A 21,840-nucleotide genomic window follows, 5' to 3' on the forward strand; every position below is an offset into this window, starting at 1 on the left:
CATAAATAATTGATGGTGGTTTTTCATTTTTTGTGATATTTGTAGGATTTAATAAAGCAAAACGTTGACTCCAGATTAGATGAATAAGTACATAGACCTGATAGACCAGACCTTTTATTTCCCCACGAAAGAATTTGAAGTAAAGGATGATAATTTGTTTTTTCATGGTGTCGACCTTCAAGCAATCATCAACGAGTACGGAACTCCTCTCAAACTCACCTACCTCCCTAAAATCTCCGAACAAATCCAAAATGCCAAACAACTATTCAAAGAGGCAATGGAGAGAAAAAACTATCAGGGGAAATACACCTACTGCTACTGCACCAAGTCTTCGCACTTTCAGTTCGTGGTAGAAGAGGCACTCAAAAACGACATCCATCTAGAAACTTCGTCTGCTTATGACATCTCCATCATCAAAAGTCTCTACGCCAAAAAACAAATCACGAAAGAGACCTATATCGTCTGCAACGGATTCAAAAGACCGCTATATGTAGAGGAAATCAGTGGCCTGCTCAATGATGGTTTCAAGAACTGCCTCCCCATCCTAGACAATATGAAGGAGCTCGAATACTACGAGCAGCACGTCAATGACAACTACCAGATGGGGTTGCGAGTGGCCTCTGACGAAGAGCCGAGCTTTAGCTTTTACACGTCCAGACTAGGGATACGCTACAACAAGATCGTGGACTTCTACGAAGAACGTATCAAAGGCAAGACCAAAGGACAGCTCAAAATGCTGCATTATTTCATCAATACAGGGATCAAGGATACCGCCTACTACTGGAACGAACTGAGTCGCTTTGTCAACAAATACTGTGAACTCAAAAAAGTATGTCCAGAAATCGAGTCTATTGATATAGGAGGTGGATTCCCAATCAAAAACTCACTTCACTTCGAATATGACTATGCCTACATGGTCGATCAGATCGTAGAGCAAATCCAAAGCATCTGCAAGGAGCATGATGTCCCTACCCCTAACATCTTTACGGAGTTCGGGAGCTATACCGTAGGAGAAAGTGGTGCGAATATATACTCTGTTTTGGACCAAAAACTCCAAAATGACAAGGAACTATGGTACATGATGGATGGCTCATTCATCACACACATGCCAGATGTGTGGGGTCTAAACACCAAGTTTACCATGCTGCCCATCAACCTATGGAACAATGACTATCACCGTGTCAACATCGGTGGGCTGACCTGTGACAGCATGGACTACTATGACTCAGAGGCACATATTGCAGAGGTTTTCCTCCCTAAAATTAAAAAAGAGCAATCGCTATACTTTGGCTTCTTCAATACGGGGGCATACCAAGAATCACTCGGAGGCTATGGCGGGATACAGCACTGTCTGATCCCTGCTGCCAAACATGTGATCATAGAAAAAGATGCTGACGGAAACATGGTTTCAAGATTGTTCGCCCCCGAACAAAGTAGCGAACAAATGCTAAAGATACTTGGCTATTGAAACCGTTGACTCCTAAAACCGTCCTAATTTAGCCAGTAACACCATAGAAAACATATCCTTGAACGATAGTCTAGTCATAATCCCCACCTTCAACGAGAAAGAAAACATCCAAGCCATCATACAAACTGTGATCGATTTGGATCAAGGCTTTGATGTATTGATTGTGGACGATGGATCACCCGATGGAACAGCGACCCTAGTCAAATCAATGATGGAGGTGCACCCGCAGATTCATATCATCGAGCGAGAAGGAAAACTTGGCTTAGGAACTGCCTATATCACTGGCTTCCAATTCGCGATAGATCATGGCTTTGACTACATCTTCGAGATGGATGCCGATTTTTCACATAACCCTGCCGATCTGATCCGTCTCCGAACTGCCTGCCGAGAAGATGGCTATGACATGGCCGTCGGTTCTCGCTACATCTCAGGAGTCAATGTCGTCAACTGGCCTATGGATCGTGTACTCATGTCTTACTTTGCCAGTATCTACGTTCAGTTCATCACTGGCATCCCCGTCAAAGACACCACTGCAGGTTTCAAGTGCTACCGGCGAGAAGTCCTCGACACCATCGGCCTAGACAATATCCACTTTGTGGGCTATGCATTCCAAATCGAAATGAAATTCCAGGCATGGAAGTACAATTTTAAAATCACCGAAGTACCTATCATTTTCACAGATCGCACACTAGGACACTCCAAAATGAGCCGAGGCATATTCAAAGAGGCTGTTATCGGGGTGATACAAATGAAAATCAAGAGTTTGTTCAAAAAGTATATCCGCTGATAGAAAATACTTATCATCCCATCTCCTAATTTGATTCAATTTTCCGATCCTAAGGTGCCGTCTTTGCGTTATTTGTAGTGAATAGAACTTAAACAAATAGATCATGATCAAGAATCAAAATATTATAGACCAGTTAAACGGGTTACTGTCAGATTATCAAATCTTCTATCAAAACCTGAGAGGGTTTCACTGGAATATCCAAGGAAAAAACTTCTTTGAACTCCATGTTAAATTCGAAGAACTCTATACCGAGACCAATGTCAAAGTAGACGATATCGCAGAGAGAATCTTAACGATAGGCGGCACCCCGATTCACAACTTCCAAGATTATTTGGATACTGCAGAGCTAGTCCCTGTAAAGAATGTCCATGATGATGAGACTGCAGTCAAAACCATCGTCTCCAACCTAGAAAAAATCATCATTAAGGAGAAAGCAATCAAAGAAGCCGCAGGTGCCGTCGATGACAGTGGTACCGAAGACCAAATGTCAGCCTTCGTCGAGGAGCAAGAAAAAACACTCTGGATGTACAAAGCTTGGTTGAAATAATCAAATAAAGCATTCCTACACAAAGCCATCTTATCTGATAAGATGGCTTTTCTATTTTAGTAATCCTTTGAGAATCGTCTGCTTTACCAAACCTGCCGTGTTTTTCACTCCAAGTTTGGACAAGAGGTTCTTGCGGTGCGTATTGACGGTGTGTTGACTAATAAAAAGCTTTTCTGCGATTTCTTGAGCCGTAAACTCTTCCACGATCAAATGTAAAATTTCCTTTTCCCGTTTGCTCAAAGCAGTCTGGACAGTACTGCTAGTCGTAGCAGACGAAAACAGGCTCTCTGTATACTTCTTTTGAACCTCCTGCGAAAAATGCTTGCCCCCAGTAGCTACTGTTTTGATAGCCGTTAGCAATTCGTTTTTCTCTGCGTTTTTTAGCAGATAACCATCCACCCCTCCTTTGATGAGCTTCTGAATGATATCAGGATCATTATGAGTGGTCAGTACCAATACTTTCGCTTGTATATTTCGCTTTTTTAACTCGGCATTCAACTGTATCCCATCCATATGCGGCATACTCACATCTGTCACCACTACATCTACAGGTGCGTCTTTCAAAGTATCGATTACCGCTCTAGCATCCGTTAGAACACCTACCACCTCTACCTGTTCGTCACCTACCAGTATAGACGACAACCCATCCAAAAACATTTGATGATCATCTACGATTAGTACTTTTATACTTTTTTGCATTCCTATCTCTATAAAAACTGTACGCTACCAAATCTACGCCACCACTGGAACAGTCAAGTCGATGTTAACAATCGTCCCTCTCCCTACACTCGAATCGATATGCATTGTCCCTTTCAATGTTTCCAATCGGTGTTTGATATTCTCTAAACCGATCCCTTTATTCTTTTGAGAGCGATCAAACCCTCGGCCATCATCCTCCACGATCAGATTGATTTCTCTATCATTTTTCGTCAGCGACACCTCTGCAGACTTTGCGCTAGCATGTTTCACTACATTTGCGACGAGTTCTTGAATAATCCGATACAGATCCACTTTGAACTGAACTGGCATATCATTCAAATTCAACTCCTGAGAGGTGACGAGCTGAAAATCTACCCCCGTAGCATCTGCTATCTCATGCACATAATCCTGTATCAAAGCGACAAACGGAGCACTCATAACCTTGAACGGTGTAAGGTTGTGCGACAAACTCCTGACCTCTTCGTAGATATCTCCCACCGCAGAAATAATCAGATCTAGCCCTAACCCTTTGCTATCTTCAACATGTCTTAAGTTCAATTTGACAGCAGCCAAAGAACCCGCTACTCCATCATGTAATTCCTTGGCCATACGAACTCTCTCCCGCTCCTGACCTGCCAAACTTGCCTTAATGGTTTTAATTTCGTTTTCCTTTAAAATATCTTTGATTACTTGTTGATTGATCTCGTCATTCTTCTGCGCCAACAACTGACTTGTCTTTAGTTTTTGCGCATACACGAAAATGAAAGAAATAAGCACAATCGACATACACACACTGCCTACTATGGCCACATTCCTAATTAACTCGTGCTTCTCCAAATTAGCCTTTTGCATAAGTTGCTCGGATTGCAACATTGCTATTTCCTTTTCTTTCTTCTCTGATTCATACTTAGCAAGAACTTCCTCTAACTGCTTATTCTTATCTAGGGAATACAGAGTATCCTTCATTTGGGAATGAACGAACATATTATCATAGGCCAGTTTATAATTCCCATATGCCGCTTGATTAATAGCCATATTGGCAAGAATAAACACCTCATTACTAAGCTCATATTTTCGCGCTAATTCAAGACTCTTTTGATAGTAGTCATCTGCCAATTGATAAGACTTCAACTGATTATAGATCAACCCAAGCATATTATATGGGTGAACAAGTGCTATCTCATTGCCCTGACTCAAACTGTAATTCACTAAGTCCAAACAAAAAGGCAATGCTTCTTGAGCCCGCCCTTCTTCCCAGTACAATGAGGTTAGATAATCAACAATCACATAAACACTTGCACTATCCTGCACCTGTTCAGCTAAGTTCAATCCAAATTCATAATAATAGCTTGCACTATCGAAATGTCCCTGTTTTTGTTTTGTCAAACCAATGTTCCCCAAAATTGTAACTTTTGCTTTCATCGAAGGATTCATAGCCAGAGCTTCGTTAAAATACCTTATAGCCTCTTCATAGTGAGACTGCTCTTGATGTACAATCCCAATGTTATTTTTTATTTTAAGAATTTCCTCTTTAATCTCCAGCTCCTCAGCGTATCTTAAGGCTATTTTATACTGTTGCATTCCTGTCTTATGCTCACCCATATTACGCAACACATTGCCCATTGTCTTATGCAAGACCATCAAATATTCCCCATCTCTCGAAACCTCAAAAAGCTCTTTGGCACTCTGCAAATAATCTAGAGACCGTTTGTTATCTAACAAACCATAGTACATCTCCCCTAAGAGGAAATAACTCTTTGCTAGTCCCAAATCATAACCTGCTATTTTACTGAGCTCAACACTTTTATGTAATAACACCTCCATACTATCAACATCATAAATCAGTCCCTCTGCACGAACTATTAAAGCGTCAACGTCAGCTTTTTGATCAATTATTTGTGCAAATAATTGGCCTTCTGATATAGAAAACACAAGGATAAAGAGGAGTAAAACAGATAAAATAAGTTTGTTAATTTCTAGCATTTGAGGGGTTAAACTCTATTCATTTTTCAAAGATAACATGACACCTCACTGAGCTCACTAAAAATAGTGATTCTTTTTTTTCGCTATTTATAGCGATGCATAGAGATAACCAACAATCTAATATTGCAAAGTATTATTTAAAAAATCATATATAAAGATGAAAAGCACACTATCAAAAATTAGTTTTATTGCAATGACACTATGTGTCGTTTTCGCAACAAATACTTCTGCTCAAAAACTAGGCAGCTTCGGTAGCCTTACAGAAAAAACCGTTGGCCCAAAAACCATCAAAGTACCTTATACAGATGTCGTATCATACCTCGGCTATGCAGCTGCTGGCAATGAAGACGCTACTGTAGATGGTAAAAAATTCTACTACATCTATATCTGGGTACCCGCAGTAGCTCCTGAACTAGGTGTGAGAATGATGTCTCCAGTCGGAAAAACCAAAGTAAAAAACGCTATAGAAGCGGCAGACTATGCAGATCACGCAGGTGACAAAGACTATTTTGATACCTACATCACACTAGAGCGATCTACTATCATCTCTAAGGATGACATCAATGAAGCCGCTGTATCTAGTGCTAAATGGACAACACTAGAAAGAAATGACGACAGCAGCGAGATGCCTAGTCAGCCAAGTGGTAGCAACTACAACTCACTCTTGAGATACAAAAGTGAAGTAGGTAACCCGACTAAAGCACTTACAGTAGGTCTATACAGAGTAGGTTTCACGACATACAAAACAGGTGAAGTCAACGGTACATTCCTAGCAGAGGTAGCAGCACCTATCAAACTCCCAGGTGTAGCAATGGCCAAAACACTAGACGAGTTGAACAAGCAGATCAACCAATAATAACAATCTATTCGAGTCCTCAGTTTTTCTCCGCCTAACCCCAAAACTGAGGACTCTACACATACAGACTGGTTTTTTTGATACGGCACTCATTGACCTACTAACCTCGCCTTATTCTAAAGAGCCAGTCATTTTATCTTTTCAATCATGATCGAAAGCTATTTATCTATCGGGCTAGGCACCCTCTCACTGATCCTTCTATTGGTCAAACACCTACTACAGGCTAACAACTCCACACTCCATACGCTACAGGCTATAGTCAGCATGGCTTTTAGTGCAGTGGGGCTTTACACTATTCTATCTCTCACACTATCCATAGAGTCTACTGAGCAATTAGACGCACTTTTGCTCCTTCGTATCGGTACCAATTTGACAGTTGTCACGCTGGGAGGCTTCATTCTTAATGACGCCATCACTTCCTTCAACCTGACCGTATCGCAGCATCTTAAGCCCACAGCACTACCTTATCAGAAGATTCCCCTATTCCGTACCTTCTTGAGTTTGTCTAGTATATCACTTGGAGTTATTCAAATGTATGTGAGCTAAAGCGCTTCTATAGTACCCAAAAACTGATTTTTCTTTTGGTATCCGACGATGAGTTCGTGTGAGCTCAAGTCGGGATCAAAAACCACCATGGTTGGCAACCCAGTAATCCCTACATCTTGCGCTAATTCTTTAGCAGTCACTTTTTTCCCTCCAAACATAAATTGCTCAGGGCTATCTATATCTAATTTTACAGGATAGAAACTTGCATTCATTTTCTCAGCTACCTCTTCGTCCGAGAAGGTCGTCTGATCCATTTTCTTACACCAGCCACACCAAACCGCCGTAAAGTCAACAAAAATCGGTTTTTCCACACTGGACTGCATCGCCTGCGCCTCTTCTACACTGTACCACTGGATGGCTGTATCTTGTGCCTGAGTATACAATATCGTAGACAGGCCAATGACTATGGTAAAGATTAATGCCTTCATATTCTTCCTTTTAAAATGACTTTATGATTCGGAAATCTAACGACTCCCTTCTTTTCAAGATTCGTTTCTTAGATATTTTTATTCGATGGATTGAAAAAGGAAACAATTCATCCATTTTTCGTCAGCGGCACGTTAATTTAACGGTGACAATTTTTTGACGCATGTACATCAATCTATCAGGACTTAACATACTCGTCACAGGTGCGAGCAAAGGGATCGGCAAAGCCATCGCGACGAAACTCGCCGAAGCGGGCGCTACCATCGCCGTGCATTACAACAAAAACATGAGAGAGGCCGAAAACCTCGCGCAAGTTCTCGGTAATGAATCCCGTGCTTTCCAAGCAGACCTATCTCAGCCAGACGAAGCTGCAAACCTCTTCGACCGAGTCGTCCTAGAGATGGGCAGCATAGAAATCCTCGTCAACAACGCAGGAGTTGCCATGCCTGTCAACATTGACGCAAAGGAAACCGACTGGATGACGACTTGGAATACGACCATTCAGGTCAATCTCACCTCCTGCGGAGTGTTGTGCAAAAAAATTGTGGAGCATTTCATCAAACGAAACGCCACAGGCCGAATCATTAACATTACTTCTAGGGCTGCCTTCAGAGGAGATACCGCCGAGTACATGGCGTATGCTGCATCTAAAGCGGGGTTAGTTTCCCTCACCAAAACGATAGCACGCGCGTATGGCAAACAAGGTATCAAAGCATTTAGCATCGCTCCAGGGATCGTCCGGACAGACATGGGAAAAGAAACCATGGAAAAATACGGCAGTGAACATGCGACAGGAGACCTAGCACTGGAACGCCTCACCGAACCAAAAGATATAGCACCCATGGTCACTTTCTTAGCCAGTGGTATGGCAGATCACGCCACAGGCAGTACGATTGACCTCAACGCTGGTAGCTACGTTCACTAAAGCTCAATCGACCCCTATTACTAAAAACAAGAATAGGAGAAAAAACAGCATAAAGAGATAGAAAAAAAGATCTATCCTAAAATACTTCTTGTACTTGCCATAAAAGTCTTTGAGGTTCATTTGCTATCTCTTATTTGGGAAATCAAAATTATATCATTCTTAGAAATTTTGGGTAGGGATATCTTTCTTAAATTTGCAATCCAAAATTGTAACATTAAACACAAAATGATATGCCCAAAGGAATATATCCCGTGCCTACCCCTGTCAATGAACCCATCAAAAGCTACAAGGCAGGTAGTCCCGAAAAAATAGCACTAAAGGCTGCCGTCGCGCAGATGAGGAGCGAAGAGCTAGATGTACCGATGTACATCGGTGCAGAAAAAGTGACCACTGACGACAAAGTTAGAATGGCTCCTCCCTATGATCATCAGCACACCCTGGGCTACTTCAACCGTGGAGATGCGGATCACGTCGAACAAGCCATCAATGCCGCACTGGGTGCTAAAGACGCTTGGCAGAGCCTATCTTGGGAGCACAGAGCGAGCATTTTCCTAAAAGCAGCGGACTTGTTAGCAGGTCCTTACCGAGCGAAGATCAATGCAGCAACCATGCTGGGACAATCCAAAAATGCATTTCAGGCGGAAATCGACTCTGCATGCGAACTCATAGACTTCTTGCGATTCAACGTGCACTTCATGACACAGATATATAGCCAGCAACCGATTTCCTCTCCAGGGATGTGGAATAGGCTAGAGTATCGTCCGCTCGAAGGGTTCATTTTTGCCATCACACCATTCAACTTTACAGCGATCGCGGGCAACCTATCCGCAGCGCCAGCGATGATGGGCAATACCATCGTATGGAAACCTGCTGACACGCAAATCTACTCTGCGCAGGTGATCATGGAAGTATTCAAAGAAGCTGGCTTACCTGATGGTGTCATCAACTTGATCTACACTGACGGACCAGTGGCTGGCGATGTGGTATTCAACCACCGTGATTTTGCGGGGCTACACTTTACAGGCAGTACAGCCGTTTTCCAACAGCTCTGGAAAACCATAGGAGAAAATGTAACCAAGTACAGAACCTATCCAAGAATCGTCGGAGAAACAGGTGGAAAGGACTTCATCATTGCACATAAGTCTGCTAACCCAAAAGCTGTTGCGACGGGTATCGTCAGAGGAGCATTTGAGTTCCAAGGGCAGAAATGTAGTGCTGCATCACGCGCCTACATCCCACAAAACATCTGGGATGAGACGAAAGCTAAGGTTCTATCTGATCTAGATACAATCACTGTAGGTTCTCCTGAGGATTTCACCAATTTCGTCAATGCAGTGATCGACGAACGTGCATTTGATAAGATCTCAGGCTACATCGACAAAATCAAAGCCAGTGATCATGCCGAAATCATCGCAGGCGGTGGCTATGACAAGTCCAAAGGCTACTTCATCGAGCCTACAGTAGTCGTGACCAAAGACCCAATGTTCTTGACGATGTGTGAGGAAATATTTGGTCCAGTCATTACCATCTACGTCTATCATCCTGAGCATTTCGAAGAGGCGCTCGAACTCGTAGACAAAACCTCTGACTATGCACTGACAGGAGCAATCTTCTCAGACGATCGCTATGCTATCGAACTGGCTACCAAAAAACTGCAAAATGCTGCAGGTAATTTCTACATCAACGACAAGCCAACAGGCGCAGTAGTCGGACAGCAACCATTCGGTGGCGCTAGAGGATCAGGTACCAATGACAAAGCAGGCTCTGTACTAAATCTACTCAGATGGGTGTCACCACGTACAATCAAAGAGACTTTTGATGCTCCACATGACTACCGTTATCCATTTTTGGAAGAAAAGTAGAATAGAAATGGTGTTTACATTTCGTGTTCTCACCAAGTCAAAACACAGTACAAAGTCCCTATCATTTAGATAGGGACTTTTTTCATGTCCAAAAAACACTGATATCTCATCGATTTCAAGAGATTTGCAGCCTATGGTAGAACTATTCGGATATACGCTGAGCTACTCAGCCCTCGCCTCATTTTGTGTAGTAGGTATATTAGTTGGGATGTCGAAGACTGGAGTCGCTGGTGTGAGCAAACTAGCTGTACCACTACTAGCCGTAGCTTTTGGTGGTAAAGAATCGAGCGGACTTATGCTCCCAGTACTCATCATGGCAGACTTCATAGGTGTCAAGTACTACCACCGACATGCCGAAACTAAATACCTATGGAAACTTCTGCCTTGGACAATCATAGGCGTGCTGGCAGGCACCTATTTTGGTCAACAGATAGATGACAAGACCTTCCGCATCATCATGGGTGTGATCATATTCCTCAGTCTCATCGTCATGCTATGGATGGAGCGTACCAACAAAGAAAAAATACCTGACTATCTATGGTTTGCAGCGCTAATGGGGATCGTGGCTGGGTTCACCACGATGGTGGGTAACTTGGCAGGTAGTGCCATGGCACTATATCTACTATCCATGCGTCTACCCAAAAACCAATACATCGGTACAGCAGCTTGGTTCTTTATCTGTGTCAACATATTCAAAGTTCCTTTTCATATCTGGGTCTGGGAGACCATCACATGGCATTCCTTTCTTTTAGATCTCATCCTTATTCCATTCATTGCTATAGGAGCCCTTGTAGGAATTAAAATCATCAAGAAAATCTCAGATCAGTATTTCAGATGGTTCGTCATTCTGATGACCACTGTAGCAGCTATTTTCATGATTTTGAGCAGTTAAAGTGTGTTAAATCACGCTTTAACTACTGAATATCAATCAACTATGTAACCTCTATGAATATTTATCATTTGATGGCTTCAAATTAATTCAGTATTCTTGCGTTGCTAAGTATAGGGAAACGAAAAAACGCCAGCCTCCCACCCTATTCTCTAACGTTTTAATACTAAAATCACATCAGTTCACTAACCTACTGAATGTGCCAAAATCATATGATTAATTATAAATTTAAAAGCAAAGAAGAAAACGATTTCTGGAGTGTTCTTAGAAAAAGAGTAAATACCTACTTCAAAGAAAACAATCTAGAAAAAGATGCAAACAGACACATGGTGATCAAATCGATCGCATTGTTCTCGCTCTATCTCACGCCATTCTTTATCCTCATATTCGCAGGCATTACGAACCTATACATCCTGATGTCTCTCTGGGTGATCATGGGGTTAGGCAAGGCCTTTATAGGTACGGCTGTGATGCACGATTCTATACACGGCGCCTATTCTAAGAATAAAAGTTACAATAGCATTGTCGCCTTCTCGGCTGCTTTGGTTGGTGTAGATAGATTGATCTGGAAGATCCAGCACAACGTCATACACCACACCTATACCAACATTGAGGATACCGATGAGGACATTCTACCTAGGTTCTTCTTCAGGTTCTCTGAGCATCAGCCCAAGCGGTGGTTTCACAGATTTCAGCACATCTATGCGCCGATATTCTACTGTGTACCACTACTGGAGTGGATCACAACCAAAGATTTCGTGAAGGCTTTTGAATATCGCCAAATGGGACTCATCAAAAAAGGAGCTGAATTCAGAAAGGAGTTTGCAGGAATTTTCTTCCGAAAACTCATGTACTATGTCGTGTTTCTAGTACTTCCCGTCCTTATGATTGATATCCCTGTAGGAACTACTATCGTGATGATCATCGTATCTCATGCGGTGACAGGCATCATGTTAGCACTGATTTTTCAGACCGCACATGTGGTTCCTAACGCCAGCTTCGTCAAGGCTGAAAGTGAAAACCTAGATACCTGCTGGGCATCACATCAGATCCTGACGACCTCTAACTATGGGATGAAAAACAAAATTCTGACTTGGTTCGTAGGGGGGCTAAACTTCCAAATCGAGCATCATCTCTTCCCTGATGTGTGTCATGTACACTATCCCGCTATTGCTAAAATCGTGCAACAGACCACCAGCGAATATGATCTGCCCTACTATAGCTTTCCAAGTTTCCGCTCGGCAGTAGCAGGACACTTTGGTATGCTCCGGGATTTAGGGAAATAAGAAATACTATAAATAATGAATCGACATCTCGTCGATTCATTATTCTCCAGCCTTCAATACGATCGTTATTTTAGTCCCTACCTCTACTTGACTAGCAATATTCAGTTCGCCATTAGATTTCTCGACAAATTCCTTGACGAGATTGAGCCCCATTCCGCTCCCCTTCTCATTGGCTGTCCCTCGTTGCGTCGTGAATGTCGACGTAAATAAGATTTTATTGAGTTGCTCGGGAGTCATTCCTACCCCGTCATCTTGAATACTAAAAAGTACATGACCTGACTGATCCGACACTGCTCCTGCTATCGTGATACAACCACCTGTGGATGAAAATTTGACTGCATTGGATATCAAATTGCGTATAATGGCTAAAAGTGCATTTTCGTCCATCCATACCAAAACATCCTCCTGCACCTGATTGTCTACTTTCAGCGATTTATATGCTAGCTGATTATTAAAAAGGTCTACACAATGCTCCACAGCACCTTTGAGCTGGACGGACTTAGGGTTGAAAGCAAACCCGCGCTGCTGTGCGATCGACCAAGACAACAAATCATTGAGTAGCATACTCACCGAATGTGACGCGTTATTTATATCTACAACCAGACCGTGCGCTTCCTTGCTATCCTCTTCTAATTCGTCCTGCAACATATCGACTAGCATCTGAATATTGGCCACTGGTGCTTTCAGGTCATGCGCTACGAATCCAAACAACTTATTCTTGGTTCTATCAGCCTCTGCCAATAGCTCCTTATTTCTGTACAGCTTGTATGCCAACACAAACGCAACCAACAATAACGCCATCAATACAGCACCAAAAAGATACTGCTGTGCGATGATGGTTTCCTTATCGGCCAGTTCTCGCCCTCTCAATACATTTTCCTGTGTCAGTACTTCATTGAGTTTTTCTTTTTCCTCCAAATCATAGCGCCCCATCACATCCAGTAATTCTAGGTTTCGATTGACCTGAGCCAACGAGTCATCAGTCTCTGCATACCGTTCGTGATATTGATAAGCCAGCGCATACTTACCCTGTTTCGCATAGCATTCCGCTATCAGTCTCAGAATTTCAGGCTTTTCACGTGTCTCATGCGTGAACCTAACCAGGTCTAAACTTTTTTGAAAATGATCCATCGCCTGCTCATATTCGCCCAACTGGGTATAGCTCACTCCCGCACTATAATGGACAAATATGAGCCCTGAATTAAATTGATGTGCCTGAAGGATTTCTTCTGACTTCTCAAAATACGTCAGCGCCTTATCATAGGATTCCATGTAGTTATAAACCTCTCCTATATTGGCATAGGTAACACCCGCATCCAATTCATTTCCGATCTGAAGATTCATAGAAAGTGACTTCATATAAAAATGTATGGCCTGGTCATATCGCTCCTCAAAAAAACGCACAATACCTATATACTCATAACAACTTGCTAGCCCAACCGAATCATAGCTAGCTTTCGCCATATGCAATGTGGATTGATAAATATCCTCTGCCTTGTCCAATTCGCCAATACTGACATAGATGCCTGCTAGTATGTGAGACGAACTAATCAATGATGCTGTATCTATCAAGGCTTTATAAATCCCTATGCTCTCCATGGCCGAATGGATAGATTTCACATTGTCTCCATAGCGCCACAGGATATGTGACATCCCCTCTAGAGCAGTAGCTTTTTCGTGCATCATGCTATCTTCCTCAGCTCGCCTTAAGGCTGTCTGATAGGTCGTGTATGCCTTTTGGAAGTCCCCTTGCTTATAGAGCAAATCGGCTATTTTATTATTGATTTGGACGAAAACAGTACCTGAGACATCATCGTGATATGACAGTACCTCTTCATACTGACTAACCGCACAATCATAGTCAGCAAGCCTAGCACAAGAATCCGCTCGCTCAATCATGACATCTATTGATTGTCCCAGACTATTGAACGAAAACACCATACTGGCCACAAGCCCTATGTAGATATTCCACCTCATTTATCGTATTTACTCCAGCTCTCTGATATTACCACAGTTTATTAAAACTATCCCAAAGTACAACATTTCACCCCACCCCTTTAAAACTAATCCTAACGATGACTATATATTTTTTGAGCATAGCTGTAAGTTTCCATTGACATAGCCACTAAACAAGAAAAACTTGAATGAGTAGCGATTTTTACACTTCGTCCATTTTACCCTTTGCGGCGATCATCATTAAGATATGTCGAGCTTATACCAATACGCAAGAAGATTTCGAAGACTATTACCAAGAAGTCTCTCTACAGATTTGGCGCAGCAGGGACAACTTCAAAGCACAGTCTGAATGGTCGACTTGGGTCTATCGCATTTCGCTCAATGTGTGCCTCACCCTACTCAAGAAAAAAAAGAAGAATGGGCAATACTTCGCATCAGATACGCTGCCAGACATTGTCACAGAGGACAGTCGGGCTTTTGCAGACGAGTCTCTCAATGCGCTCTATGATGCCATACGCCAACTCTCAGAAGTAGATCGAGCGGTGATCTTACTCTACTTGGAGGAAAAATCCTACCAAGAAATCGCCGACATCATCGGCACCAACGCCAACAACATAGGCGTACGAATCAATCGAATCAAAGAACGTTTAAAAATCTTATTAGATGGAAAAGTCAATTGAAACAATCTGGAAAAATGGTTTTGTGGATAGCCAAGCACTCATCGCTCCCAAGCTCAACAATCTCTACAACCAAAAGTCTCAAGACATTGTAGAAAAATTTAAGCGCATGTTCAAGCTCAACCTATGGGGTCTAGTCATCCTATCGGCGATTATGCTACCGGTGAGTTTTGCCTTGCACATGCCCTATATGGGCGTCCCATTTTTCATTATAATCAACCTCACGGTATTCATCAACTACCGCCTGAGCCAATCGCTCGGTGATCTGGACAAGAGTACCAACAGTTACGAATACCTCCTTTCGTTTCACAACTGGATGCAAAAGCAAATCCATATCAATGCGCAACTGTCCCGCATACTCTATCCCATGATCTTCCTATCGATGATCGCTGGCATGTGGTTCTTGGATTTTAATGGGCAGACCATGGGGATAAAACTCACCCAAAAGCTACTAGACTCCTTTCCTACTCTACACCTAACCTATGGTATCCCTACAGTTTTCTGGGCAGGTCTCGCTGTGATATGTGCTGTTATGTTCGTTCTAGGTGGCAAAATCTATACCTTGGACCTCAAGATCGTCTACGGACGACTGCTCCAAAAACTAGATGAGATCATGGCAGATATGGAGGCATTAAGAAAAGAAGCAGACACGCATCCATAGGATTTTGCGACTTAGCAATTATTTCTTATTCTTGTCAGTACAAAATGGATGATACAACTATTAAATTGTACCATTCTCACAAACAAAAACCTAAATACCACCTACAATGAAACGAGTATTATCTCTGAGTATCGTCCTCTTACTGGCAGTCCAGTCCTTTGCTCAAACCTATATCGCACTCGTCAAACCCGACGGTTCTAAAACATGGGGCTACACCACCAGTAATGGCGAAATGATTATTAAACCCATCTCGAAACGCTGCGTCGAATTCTCCGAAGAGGGTCTGGCACTGTACTACGAGAAGCCCAATTTCAAAATCATTAATATCCAAGGAGAAATTATTCCTTCTGAAATCAAAGAGTACAGAGTAGTTGAACTTTTTGGGTTCGGTATGAAAGGCTATTCAAATGGACTATTGGCAATCAACGACGATGGAAAATGGGGATATCTAGACACAGAGGGCAAAACCGTAATCACTCCACAGTACGACAAAGTATCGGTGTTCACCAACGATAAAGCCATAGCCAGAAAAGATGACAAGTTCTTTATCCTAGACATATCGGGCAGCGAAACCAAAGTTGACATTCCCGGCCTAATCGATCTCGACCCTTTCGAAGGAGATGGCTTGGCTCCATACAGGTTAGAAGACAAAACTTGGGGATTTATCAACGCAGACGGCACTGTAGCCATCAAGGCTCAGTTCGGCAGTGTAGGTTACTTTAGCGATGGACTCGCATGGGCCAGAGGAACCAGTGGCCTCATAGGTTTTATCGATACATCAGGCCAATGGGTCATCGAGCCTCAGTTCCAAAGTGCCAAAGAATTTGATCCATCGAGTGGACTAGCCAGAATCAAACGCAACGACCAATGGGGATACACCAATAAGTCTGGAGAAATCATCAGAATCAACGATACAGAAAAATGGGAAGACTTCAGTGATGGATTAGCACTCGGTAGGAAAAATGACAAATTTGGTTTCTTTGATGTCTCAGGTCAATGGGCTATCGAACCGCAGTACGATGGAGCACGTTCTTTCTACAATGGTTTCGCAGCAGTCAAAAAAGGAGATCTCTGGGGCTATATCAACACAAAAGGAGAATGGGTCATCGAACCTAAATTTTCAGGTGTCAAAGATTTTCAGAAGATCAACTAAACAGTACTAGGTCAGGAGGTGTAGACCTCCTGACCTAGTACTGTTACTGTTGCTAAAAAACCTCATTCAATCCCATATACCAGTTGAAGCCTTCACCGTAGGCTACATCAAATGTCAAGTTCGAGTCAGAGAATTTGTTGAATTTTAAGCGTAAACCCGTACCCACAGCTGGGTTGAGGTACTCAAACCGCCTACTCTCTTGCTCCATTACACTTTGACAATTGGTAAACACTACGCCCCCCAGCAACCCATCCTTGGTAATATCAAACCTAAACTCCGCCTCAGTATAGAGCAGTTGTCGCCCCCTAAAACGAGCCCGTGGATAGCCACGCCCCGTCCAGCCATATAAGTCTAACCCACTAGCCGGCATATCAAGGTAAGGCACATTACCCCAAGACGCCCAGTACAACCCCCAAAGTGCCAATACACGATGTTTCTCCTCACTAAAATTGATGTACCTCCGTGTATCCATATAAACTGAATAAGACAGGTCATCACTGCCTAACCAGGTGGGATTGATTCGCAAGGTCCCTTTCGAAAACACACCATTGAACGAGTTGATAGGATTAATGCGACTATCTACGAATACATCGAATGTAAGCCCAGATGCTATACTCGTCGAACCCGTCCCATACTGATAGCGTCCAAAATCCGTCTGCCGGACAACATCCCCACTGTCCTCATAGATGTCATAATAGTAGTCCAGCGCATACCCACCTCCAACATATACATACTTGACCAGACGCTTGCCCAAAGACATATACGCCCGACTTAGCTTATATTTTATTACAAACAAACTATCCTCATCTGTGCCTCCTCCCAGCACATAATTATCTTGAGCCTCTTGGATCAACTCTAGTTTTCCAGGAATGTTCCAAATGTTGCCCTCTAGCCAAAGGTTAGAAGTGACTTTGATATGAAAATAGGAACTAAAATTCGTGCTAGGGTAGAGCGTTATATTAGAAAAATTAGTCGTCTCGGGATCCCCTAAATGAAAAGAAGCATTGACCACCGAAATCGAAATATTAGGCCCACCACTACCTGATGACAAGGGCATCAACGAAAAGAAAACACGCTTGCTATCCTGACTTCCTGATGCATTGAGGCTATCTCGATTCTTCTTAAAAACGAAATCAAGGACATCTCTTTGTGCCCGAAGACTGTCTGCTACCAGTACATCTTCCTCTTGAGAGTATGCCTGCCAGATAAGAAAACACAGGTGATTGATATTCTCATATCAGGGGGGAAGTAGACAATTGCAGTTCACGACACAACTTAAGATTTCTCCTTCAAGAAACAAAGCAATCTACCTCCCGATAAGTTTGAATACATGAGCAAAACGACATCCTCTACAAAATAACATTATCCATAACAGATGGTTCTCAGGTCACTATCGATCTAGACGAAATGGAACTAGTAGCCTTTTACCGATGCTAAATAGTCTTCAAAAGGTACTGAAATAATCTCATAAGCGCATAATAATTAGACAAACACCAATCAGTTATTAATATAAGAGTAATAGTAAATAACATTATCTCAATAGAATATAACATCTACCACATACAAAATGACATATCCCCATTATCAAATGATTCAATACCAGTATAAAATAAGTCTGTCTCAGCAAAAAATCATTTAGTGTCATATATAAATAATATAAGCTCACTACTAGTTAACTAACTGACAATGATTCGTTTCCAATTTTGAGTATTCTGTAATTTCTACTTAACTTTATTGTAAGACCAAACCAACACAACGATGCTGACACTTCAGATATCACGATTGATGCACATCCGTGGCATCCCGAAACCATATAATTATTTGAGAAAGCTAGGACTGAGTCACAATGTGGTGCACCGCATGCTCGCCGACAAGGCCGTGGGTATCAAGATGTATCAGCTCCAGCAGTTATGTATAGCGCTGCACTGCACACCGAACGATCTGATGGCTTGGGATAGTGCGGAGACATCTCTTGCGCCTAATCATCCAATAACGGAGCTAGACCGACCCAGTGAGAATGGGCTGACAGTGGCGGAGCTGCGCAAGATGCCTCTCGAAAAGCTCGATCAGATCAAACAAATCCTGAGAGAGATGGAATAGTGACAACCTGAGTTCGATTCATAAAGAAGGCTCTTGAGCTTCGATAGGTGATTATTTTATAAAAAAAACAATAACGAATTTCGAACAATGAATCTTGAATCACGAAGTGATCTACTATCTCTCCCCCAGATATACAGGGTGATCCTCAAAGATTCTCTTTTCAAGTCATAGACAAAACGAATCACATACTAAATCCTTCAAAAAAGCCCTTGAAGGGGTATTCAAAATCTAACTCAGGCTGATAGAAAACTATAAAAGCATCAAGATGGCTCTGCCCTCTATGTAGTGAAGACAATGCGCCCAGTTGCTATGCAGTACGGTTGCTTAGCGCTAAGCTACTTCATTCACTTTCTTTCCCCAGAGGTATTTGCGCTTCCTCCGACTTTTGTGGTAGGTATTCGTTATTTTCGAGTCAGCATTTATTACTTATGACAAATTGGTTTTACCTAACCCTATTCGTCACTTTCGTGAGCTGCTCTCATCACAAGACTGTAGAGAACACTGCCCAAGTCAGCGACCTACCAACCCATTACAATAACAAGCTCAAAACAGGGCTAGAACATGATTCCTTGCAGTACTTTGCGCTACAGCTGTCCAGCATCATCGAGATGGACATCCCTGATTCGCTCAAACGTCAATATCGCTATGTCCAGTTTCGATACTTGTACCGTCTGGGCGAGGTAGATTCTGCGATCCACGAGCTACGCAGAGCGACAGATTATGCAGAGGAACCTCACCTATCCGAGAGAAGTGCCTTCTACTATCGGGCACTTATGAATGCCTACTATCTTCAAAACGACTTCCTCAACGGGCTAGGTACTGCGGAGAAAATGATCAGTATGCTCGGGGAGCAGGATTACAAAAGCAAAGCCCTCGCCTACAACTATATCCAGCGCGTGTACACGAGCATGGAAAAGCATGACCAATCCCTGTCCGCCAATGCCCTTGCCTATGACATGTTCGAGCAGGCGCATGATACAGCTAACATGATGGTGAGCAAAATCAGCAGGGCTAGCATCTACTTTGGACAGCAGGATCTCGACCTAGCACTCAATACCCTGAGCGAAATCAACATAGACTTAACGCAACTGAGTCCTAACATCAACTATCAGTACTATGGCAATTTAGGCGCTATACAGTTTGAAAATCACCTATATAGCGACGCGCTACAGACGTTTCACAAAGCAGCCTACTACATCGATCTACTACCTGCCAATGTTAAAACCTCAGCCTTGATCAACAACTATCTCAACCTATCCCACGCCTACTACGAGCTGGATCAGCTGGACCTGAGTAGTCTCTACATCGATTCGGTGTTTTGGTATGGTATAGATGACGCCCACTACCAAAATCAAAAAGAGGCACTCAAGAAAAGGCTGGAAATCGCTATTAGGAAAGGAGAATCACCCCAGCAGGTCTCTAGCCAGTTGGACTCCATCTTTAGCTACCAGGAGGGCAATTATGAAAACCGCATCAATAGCGAACTGATCGAACTCAAAAACTCATTTGCCAAAGAAAAAGAGTTAGAAGCTGCCAAAAGAATTGTGGAGATTGAGAACATCAGTTTTCAACGCAACCAATACCTCCTACTGACACTATTGCTCGGTGCTATCCTAGCCACTACATTGATCGTATTCTACTACAGACAGCGAAGGTTCAGGATGGAAAAACAAAACTTTCTCCTCCACCAGCGACTGCTCCGTTCGCAGATGAATCCACATTTCGCTTTCAACAGTCTCAACCTCATCAAAAGCGAAATCAACAAAAACGCAGAGGTATCTTCCCGTTACATCGTCAAGTTTTCGCGAATTCTACGTGCACTGTTCGAGAACTCGACCAAAGACTATGTCTTAATAGAAGATGAGGTGCAGTTGCTCGAAGATTACCTCGACATGCAGCAGTTTAGATTTGCGGATCGGTTCGAGTATGAGATCATCAATGACATACCCGAAGATGCCGAAATCACTATCCCACCGATGTTGCTCCAGCCCTTCGTCGAGAATGCCATTGCGCATGCCTTCAAAGAAATAGAAGAAAAAGGTATGATTTCCGTGATGCTAACGTTAGAAGAGCAATCAGTACAATGTACGATAGAGGACAATGGTCATGGGTTTGATATCAAAGCCCTCCGTCCCGATTCTTCAGTCCAGCTAATTGATACTTTTTTGAGAAAAATGACAGGTCATGGTGTTTCCATCCTCAACAAGCAGGAAGGCAATCCAGATGACCATGGAACAATCATTAAATTAAAGATTCCTTTTAAACTGTTGACAGCATGATCAAAGCCCTTATTATAGATGACGAGAAGCATGTCCGTGATCAAATAAAAGATAGACTCGCAGATCAATTTTCGCAAGACATCCATGTAATAGACGAGGCGCCCAGTGTTGCAGAGGCGCTTACTAAGATTAATATCCATGAGCCTGATCTGGTGTTTTTGGATATTGATATCATAGGTGGTACGGGATTCGAAGTGATAGAGCGATTAGAAGAGGTGAATTTTCAACTTATTTTCATCACAGGGTTCAATGACCAAGCCATCAAGGCGATACGTATAGGTGCGTTGGATTACTTGCTCAAACCCATCGATGACGAGGAGTTTAGCAATGCCGTCAACCGCGCCATCAAAGCTTTCAAAAATGATGATAGTATCCACGACGCTGTAGATGTCGCCAATCAGTTCTACAATGGCAACCATCAAAACAAAATCGTACTGAGAACACTAGAGGCACATCACGTAGTGTATTTAGAGGACATTATCTTTTGCAAATCGGATGGAAACTATACGACTTTCAACACCACAAAGGAGAAAATCATGATCTCCAAACCACTAAAACTAGTAGAGTCCCTGCTCAATAAGGCAGTTTTCTTAAGATGTCATCAATCCTATGTCGTCAACACTTCTTACGTGACCAAATACACCAACGAAGGATGCCTAGTCTTAAAAAATGGAGAGGAAGTACCCGTAGCATCTAGGCGAAAAGATGCTATACTAAAAAGACTTTTCTAGTCGACTCTT

General features: G+C 42.6%; 20 protein-coding genes. 15 read left to right on the forward strand and 5 right to left on the reverse strand.

Annotation, left to right across the window (positions count from 1 at the left end; translation table 11 throughout):
- The first annotated feature begins 79 nt into the window (after positions 1 to 79).
- From BUB99_RS06070 to BUB99_RS06080, 3 genes are all read left to right on the forward strand, one after another.
- Positions 80 to 1,468 (forward strand): type III PLP-dependent enzyme domain-containing protein, encoded by a 1,389-nt coding sequence (locus BUB99_RS06070; protein ID WP_073120399.1) that lies wholly within the window; start codon positions 80 to 82, stop codon positions 1,466 to 1,468.
- A 58-nt stretch (positions 1,469 to 1,526) separates the two neighbouring features.
- A complete protein-coding gene (locus BUB99_RS06075) occupies positions 1,527 to 2,255 on the forward strand; it encodes a polyprenol monophosphomannose synthase (protein WP_073120401.1) in 729 nt (242 codons plus the stop codon).
- Between the two features lie 103 nt (positions 2,256 to 2,358).
- A complete protein-coding gene (locus tag BUB99_RS06080; RefSeq protein ID WP_073120403.1) occupies positions 2,359 to 2,802 on the forward strand; it encodes a Dps family protein in 444 nt (147 codons plus the stop codon).
- A 51-nt stretch (positions 2,803 to 2,853) separates the two neighbouring features.
- Here BUB99_RS06080 and BUB99_RS06085 read toward each other — a convergent pair whose 3' ends face one another.
- Positions 2,854 to 3,501 (reverse strand): response regulator transcription factor, encoded by a 648-nt coding sequence (locus BUB99_RS06085; protein WP_073120405.1) that lies wholly within the window; start codon positions 3,499 to 3,501, stop codon positions 2,854 to 2,856.
- A gap of 33 nt (positions 3,502 to 3,534) precedes the next feature.
- A complete protein-coding gene (locus BUB99_RS06090; RefSeq protein ID WP_073120406.1) occupies positions 3,535 to 5,484 on the reverse strand; it encodes a tetratricopeptide repeat-containing sensor histidine kinase in 1,950 nt (649 codons plus the stop codon).
- Between the two features lie 157 nt (positions 5,485 to 5,641).
- On the opposite strand from BUB99_RS06090, the gene BUB99_RS06095 reads away from it, so the two are divergent.
- Both BUB99_RS06095 and BUB99_RS06100 read left to right on the forward strand, forming a co-directional pair.
- Positions 5,642 to 6,340 (forward strand): Lipl32 family lipoprotein, encoded by a 699-nt coding sequence (locus tag BUB99_RS06095; RefSeq protein ID WP_084190380.1) that lies wholly within the window; start codon positions 5,642 to 5,644, stop codon positions 6,338 to 6,340.
- A 147-nt stretch (positions 6,341 to 6,487) separates the two neighbouring features.
- Complete coding sequence (locus BUB99_RS06100) at positions 6,488 to 6,886, forward strand: hypothetical protein (RefSeq protein ID WP_073120408.1); 399 nt, start codon at positions 6,488 to 6,490, stop codon at positions 6,884 to 6,886.
- Here the strand turns inward: BUB99_RS06100 and BUB99_RS06105 are convergent.
- On the reverse strand, positions 6,883 to 7,314 hold the full coding sequence (locus BUB99_RS06105) for a thioredoxin family protein (protein WP_073120410.1): 432 nt from the start codon (positions 7,312 to 7,314) through the stop codon (positions 6,883 to 6,885). The genes BUB99_RS06100 and BUB99_RS06105 overlap by 4 nt on opposite strands.
- A gap of 161 nt (positions 7,315 to 7,475) precedes the next feature.
- Between BUB99_RS06105 and BUB99_RS06110 the strand changes: the two genes are divergently transcribed.
- The 4 genes from BUB99_RS06110 (at position 7,476) to BUB99_RS06125 (ending at position 12,274) form a co-directional block, all read left to right on the forward strand.
- Positions 7,476 to 8,237, forward strand: coding sequence for an SDR family NAD(P)-dependent oxidoreductase (locus BUB99_RS06110; RefSeq protein WP_073120411.1), 762 nt, complete (start codon positions 7,476 to 7,478; stop codon positions 8,235 to 8,237).
- A gap of 230 nt (positions 8,238 to 8,467) precedes the next feature.
- Entirely contained in the window at positions 8,468 to 10,099 is a 1,632-nt protein-coding gene (gene pruA / locus BUB99_RS06115; protein WP_073120413.1) for an L-glutamate gamma-semialdehyde dehydrogenase, read from the forward strand.
- A gap of 133 nt (positions 10,100 to 10,232) precedes the next feature.
- A complete protein-coding gene (locus BUB99_RS06120) occupies positions 10,233 to 10,991 on the forward strand; it encodes a sulfite exporter TauE/SafE family protein (protein WP_073120415.1) in 759 nt (252 codons plus the stop codon).
- Between the two features lie 209 nt (positions 10,992 to 11,200).
- Complete coding sequence (locus BUB99_RS06125; protein ID WP_073120654.1) at positions 11,201 to 12,274, forward strand: fatty acid desaturase family protein; 1,074 nt, start codon at positions 11,201 to 11,203, stop codon at positions 12,272 to 12,274.
- Positions 12,275 to 12,313: 39 nt separating this feature from the next.
- On the opposite strand, the gene BUB99_RS06130 is transcribed toward BUB99_RS06125, so the two are convergent.
- Positions 12,314 to 14,251, reverse strand: coding sequence for an ATP-binding protein (locus BUB99_RS06130; RefSeq protein ID WP_073120417.1), 1,938 nt, complete (start codon positions 14,249 to 14,251; stop codon positions 12,314 to 12,316).
- A 167-nt stretch (positions 14,252 to 14,418) separates the two neighbouring features.
- Here BUB99_RS06130 and BUB99_RS06135 point away from each other — a divergent pair, with 167 nt between their 5' ends.
- The 3 genes from BUB99_RS06135 to BUB99_RS06145 all read left to right on the forward strand — a co-directional run bounded on the left by BUB99_RS06135 (position 14,419) and on the right by BUB99_RS06145 (position 16,721).
- On the forward strand, positions 14,419 to 14,910 hold the full coding sequence (locus BUB99_RS06135) for an RNA polymerase sigma factor (protein WP_073120419.1): 492 nt from the start codon (positions 14,419 to 14,421) through the stop codon (positions 14,908 to 14,910).
- Positions 14,894 to 15,568, forward strand: a complete 675-nt coding sequence (locus BUB99_RS06140; RefSeq protein ID WP_073120420.1) for a hypothetical protein — start codon at positions 14,894 to 14,896, stop codon at positions 15,566 to 15,568. Before BUB99_RS06135 ends, BUB99_RS06140 begins: the two co-directional genes overlap by 17 nt.
- 106 nt (positions 15,569 to 15,674) lie before the next feature.
- A complete protein-coding gene (locus tag BUB99_RS06145; RefSeq protein WP_073120422.1) occupies positions 15,675 to 16,721 on the forward strand; it encodes a WG repeat-containing protein in 1,047 nt (348 codons plus the stop codon).
- A 52-nt stretch (positions 16,722 to 16,773) separates the two neighbouring features.
- On the opposite strand, the gene BUB99_RS06150 is transcribed toward BUB99_RS06145, so the two are convergent.
- A complete protein-coding gene (locus BUB99_RS06150; protein WP_073120424.1) occupies positions 16,774 to 17,778 on the reverse strand; it encodes a BamA/TamA family outer membrane protein in 1,005 nt (334 codons plus the stop codon).
- Between the two features lie 701 nt (positions 17,779 to 18,479).
- Here BUB99_RS06150 and BUB99_RS06155 point away from each other — a divergent pair.
- The 3 genes from BUB99_RS06155 to BUB99_RS06165 all read left to right on the forward strand — a co-directional run bounded on the left by BUB99_RS06155 (position 18,480) and on the right by BUB99_RS06165 (position 21,831).
- Entirely contained in the window at positions 18,480 to 18,821 is a 342-nt protein-coding gene (locus tag BUB99_RS06155; RefSeq protein ID WP_073120426.1) for a helix-turn-helix domain-containing protein, read from the forward strand.
- A gap of 428 nt (positions 18,822 to 19,249) precedes the next feature.
- On the forward strand, positions 19,250 to 21,100 hold the full coding sequence (locus BUB99_RS06160; protein WP_073120428.1) for a histidine kinase: 1,851 nt from the start codon (positions 19,250 to 19,252) through the stop codon (positions 21,098 to 21,100).
- Entirely contained in the window at positions 21,097 to 21,831 is a 735-nt protein-coding gene (locus tag BUB99_RS06165) for a LytR/AlgR family response regulator transcription factor (protein WP_073120429.1), read from the forward strand. Before BUB99_RS06160 ends, BUB99_RS06165 begins: the two co-directional genes overlap by 4 nt.
- The last annotated feature ends 9 nt before the right edge of the window (positions 21,832 to 21,840 follow it).

The organism is Reichenbachiella agariperforans (assembly GCF_900142205.1).
Taxonomy (GTDB): domain Bacteria; phylum Bacteroidota; class Bacteroidia; order Cytophagales; family Cyclobacteriaceae; genus Reichenbachiella; species Reichenbachiella agariperforans.

Coding starts and splice junctions, on each gene's coding strand:
- BUB99_RS06150 (WP_073120424.1), bottom strand. CDS start 17,778: ATGCCCTTGTCATCAGGTAGTGGTGGGCCTAATATTTCGATTTCGGTG.
- BUB99_RS06085 (WP_073120405.1), bottom strand. CDS start 3,501: ATGCAAAAAAGTATAAAAGTACTAATCGTAGATGATCATCAAATGTTT.
- BUB99_RS06120 (WP_073120415.1), top strand. CDS start 10,233: ATGGTAGAACTATTCGGATATACGCTGAGCTACTCAGCCCTCGCCTCA.
- BUB99_RS06145 (WP_073120422.1), top strand. CDS start 15,675: ATGAAACGAGTATTATCTCTGAGTATCGTCCTCTTACTGGCAGTCCAG.
- BUB99_RS06135 (WP_073120419.1), top strand. CDS start 14,419: ATGAGTAGCGATTTTTACACTTCGTCCATTTTACCCTTTGCGGCGATC.
- BUB99_RS06160 (WP_073120428.1), top strand. CDS start 19,250: ATGACAAATTGGTTTTACCTAACCCTATTCGTCACTTTCGTGAGCTGC.
- BUB99_RS06095 (WP_084190380.1), top strand. CDS start 5,642: ATGAAAAGCACACTATCAAAAATTAGTTTTATTGCAATGACACTATGT.
- BUB99_RS06090 (WP_073120406.1), bottom strand. CDS start 5,484: ATGCTAGAAATTAACAAACTTATTTTATCTGTTTTACTCCTCTTTATC.
- pruA (WP_073120413.1), top strand. CDS start 8,468: ATGCCCAAAGGAATATATCCCGTGCCTACCCCTGTCAATGAACCCATC.
- BUB99_RS06155 (WP_073120426.1), top strand. CDS start 18,480: ATGCTGACACTTCAGATATCACGATTGATGCACATCCGTGGCATCCCG.
- BUB99_RS06110 (WP_073120411.1), top strand. CDS start 7,476: ATGTACATCAATCTATCAGGACTTAACATACTCGTCACAGGTGCGAGC.
- BUB99_RS06165 (WP_073120429.1), top strand. CDS start 21,097: ATGATCAAAGCCCTTATTATAGATGACGAGAAGCATGTCCGTGATCAA.
- BUB99_RS06130 (WP_073120417.1), bottom strand. CDS start 14,251: ATGAGGTGGAATATCTACATAGGGCTTGTGGCCAGTATGGTGTTTTCG.
- BUB99_RS06105 (WP_073120410.1), bottom strand. CDS start 7,314: ATGAAGGCATTAATCTTTACCATAGTCATTGGCCTGTCTACGATATTG.
- BUB99_RS06070 (WP_073120399.1), top strand. CDS start 80: ATGAATAAGTACATAGACCTGATAGACCAGACCTTTTATTTCCCCACG.
- BUB99_RS06125 (WP_073120654.1), top strand. CDS start 11,201: ATGATTAATTATAAATTTAAAAGCAAAGAAGAAAACGATTTCTGGAGT.
- BUB99_RS06100 (WP_073120408.1), top strand. CDS start 6,488: ATGATCGAAAGCTATTTATCTATCGGGCTAGGCACCCTCTCACTGATC.
- BUB99_RS06080 (WP_073120403.1), top strand. CDS start 2,359: ATGATCAAGAATCAAAATATTATAGACCAGTTAAACGGGTTACTGTCA.
- BUB99_RS06140 (WP_073120420.1), top strand. CDS start 14,894: ATGGAAAAGTCAATTGAAACAATCTGGAAAAATGGTTTTGTGGATAGC.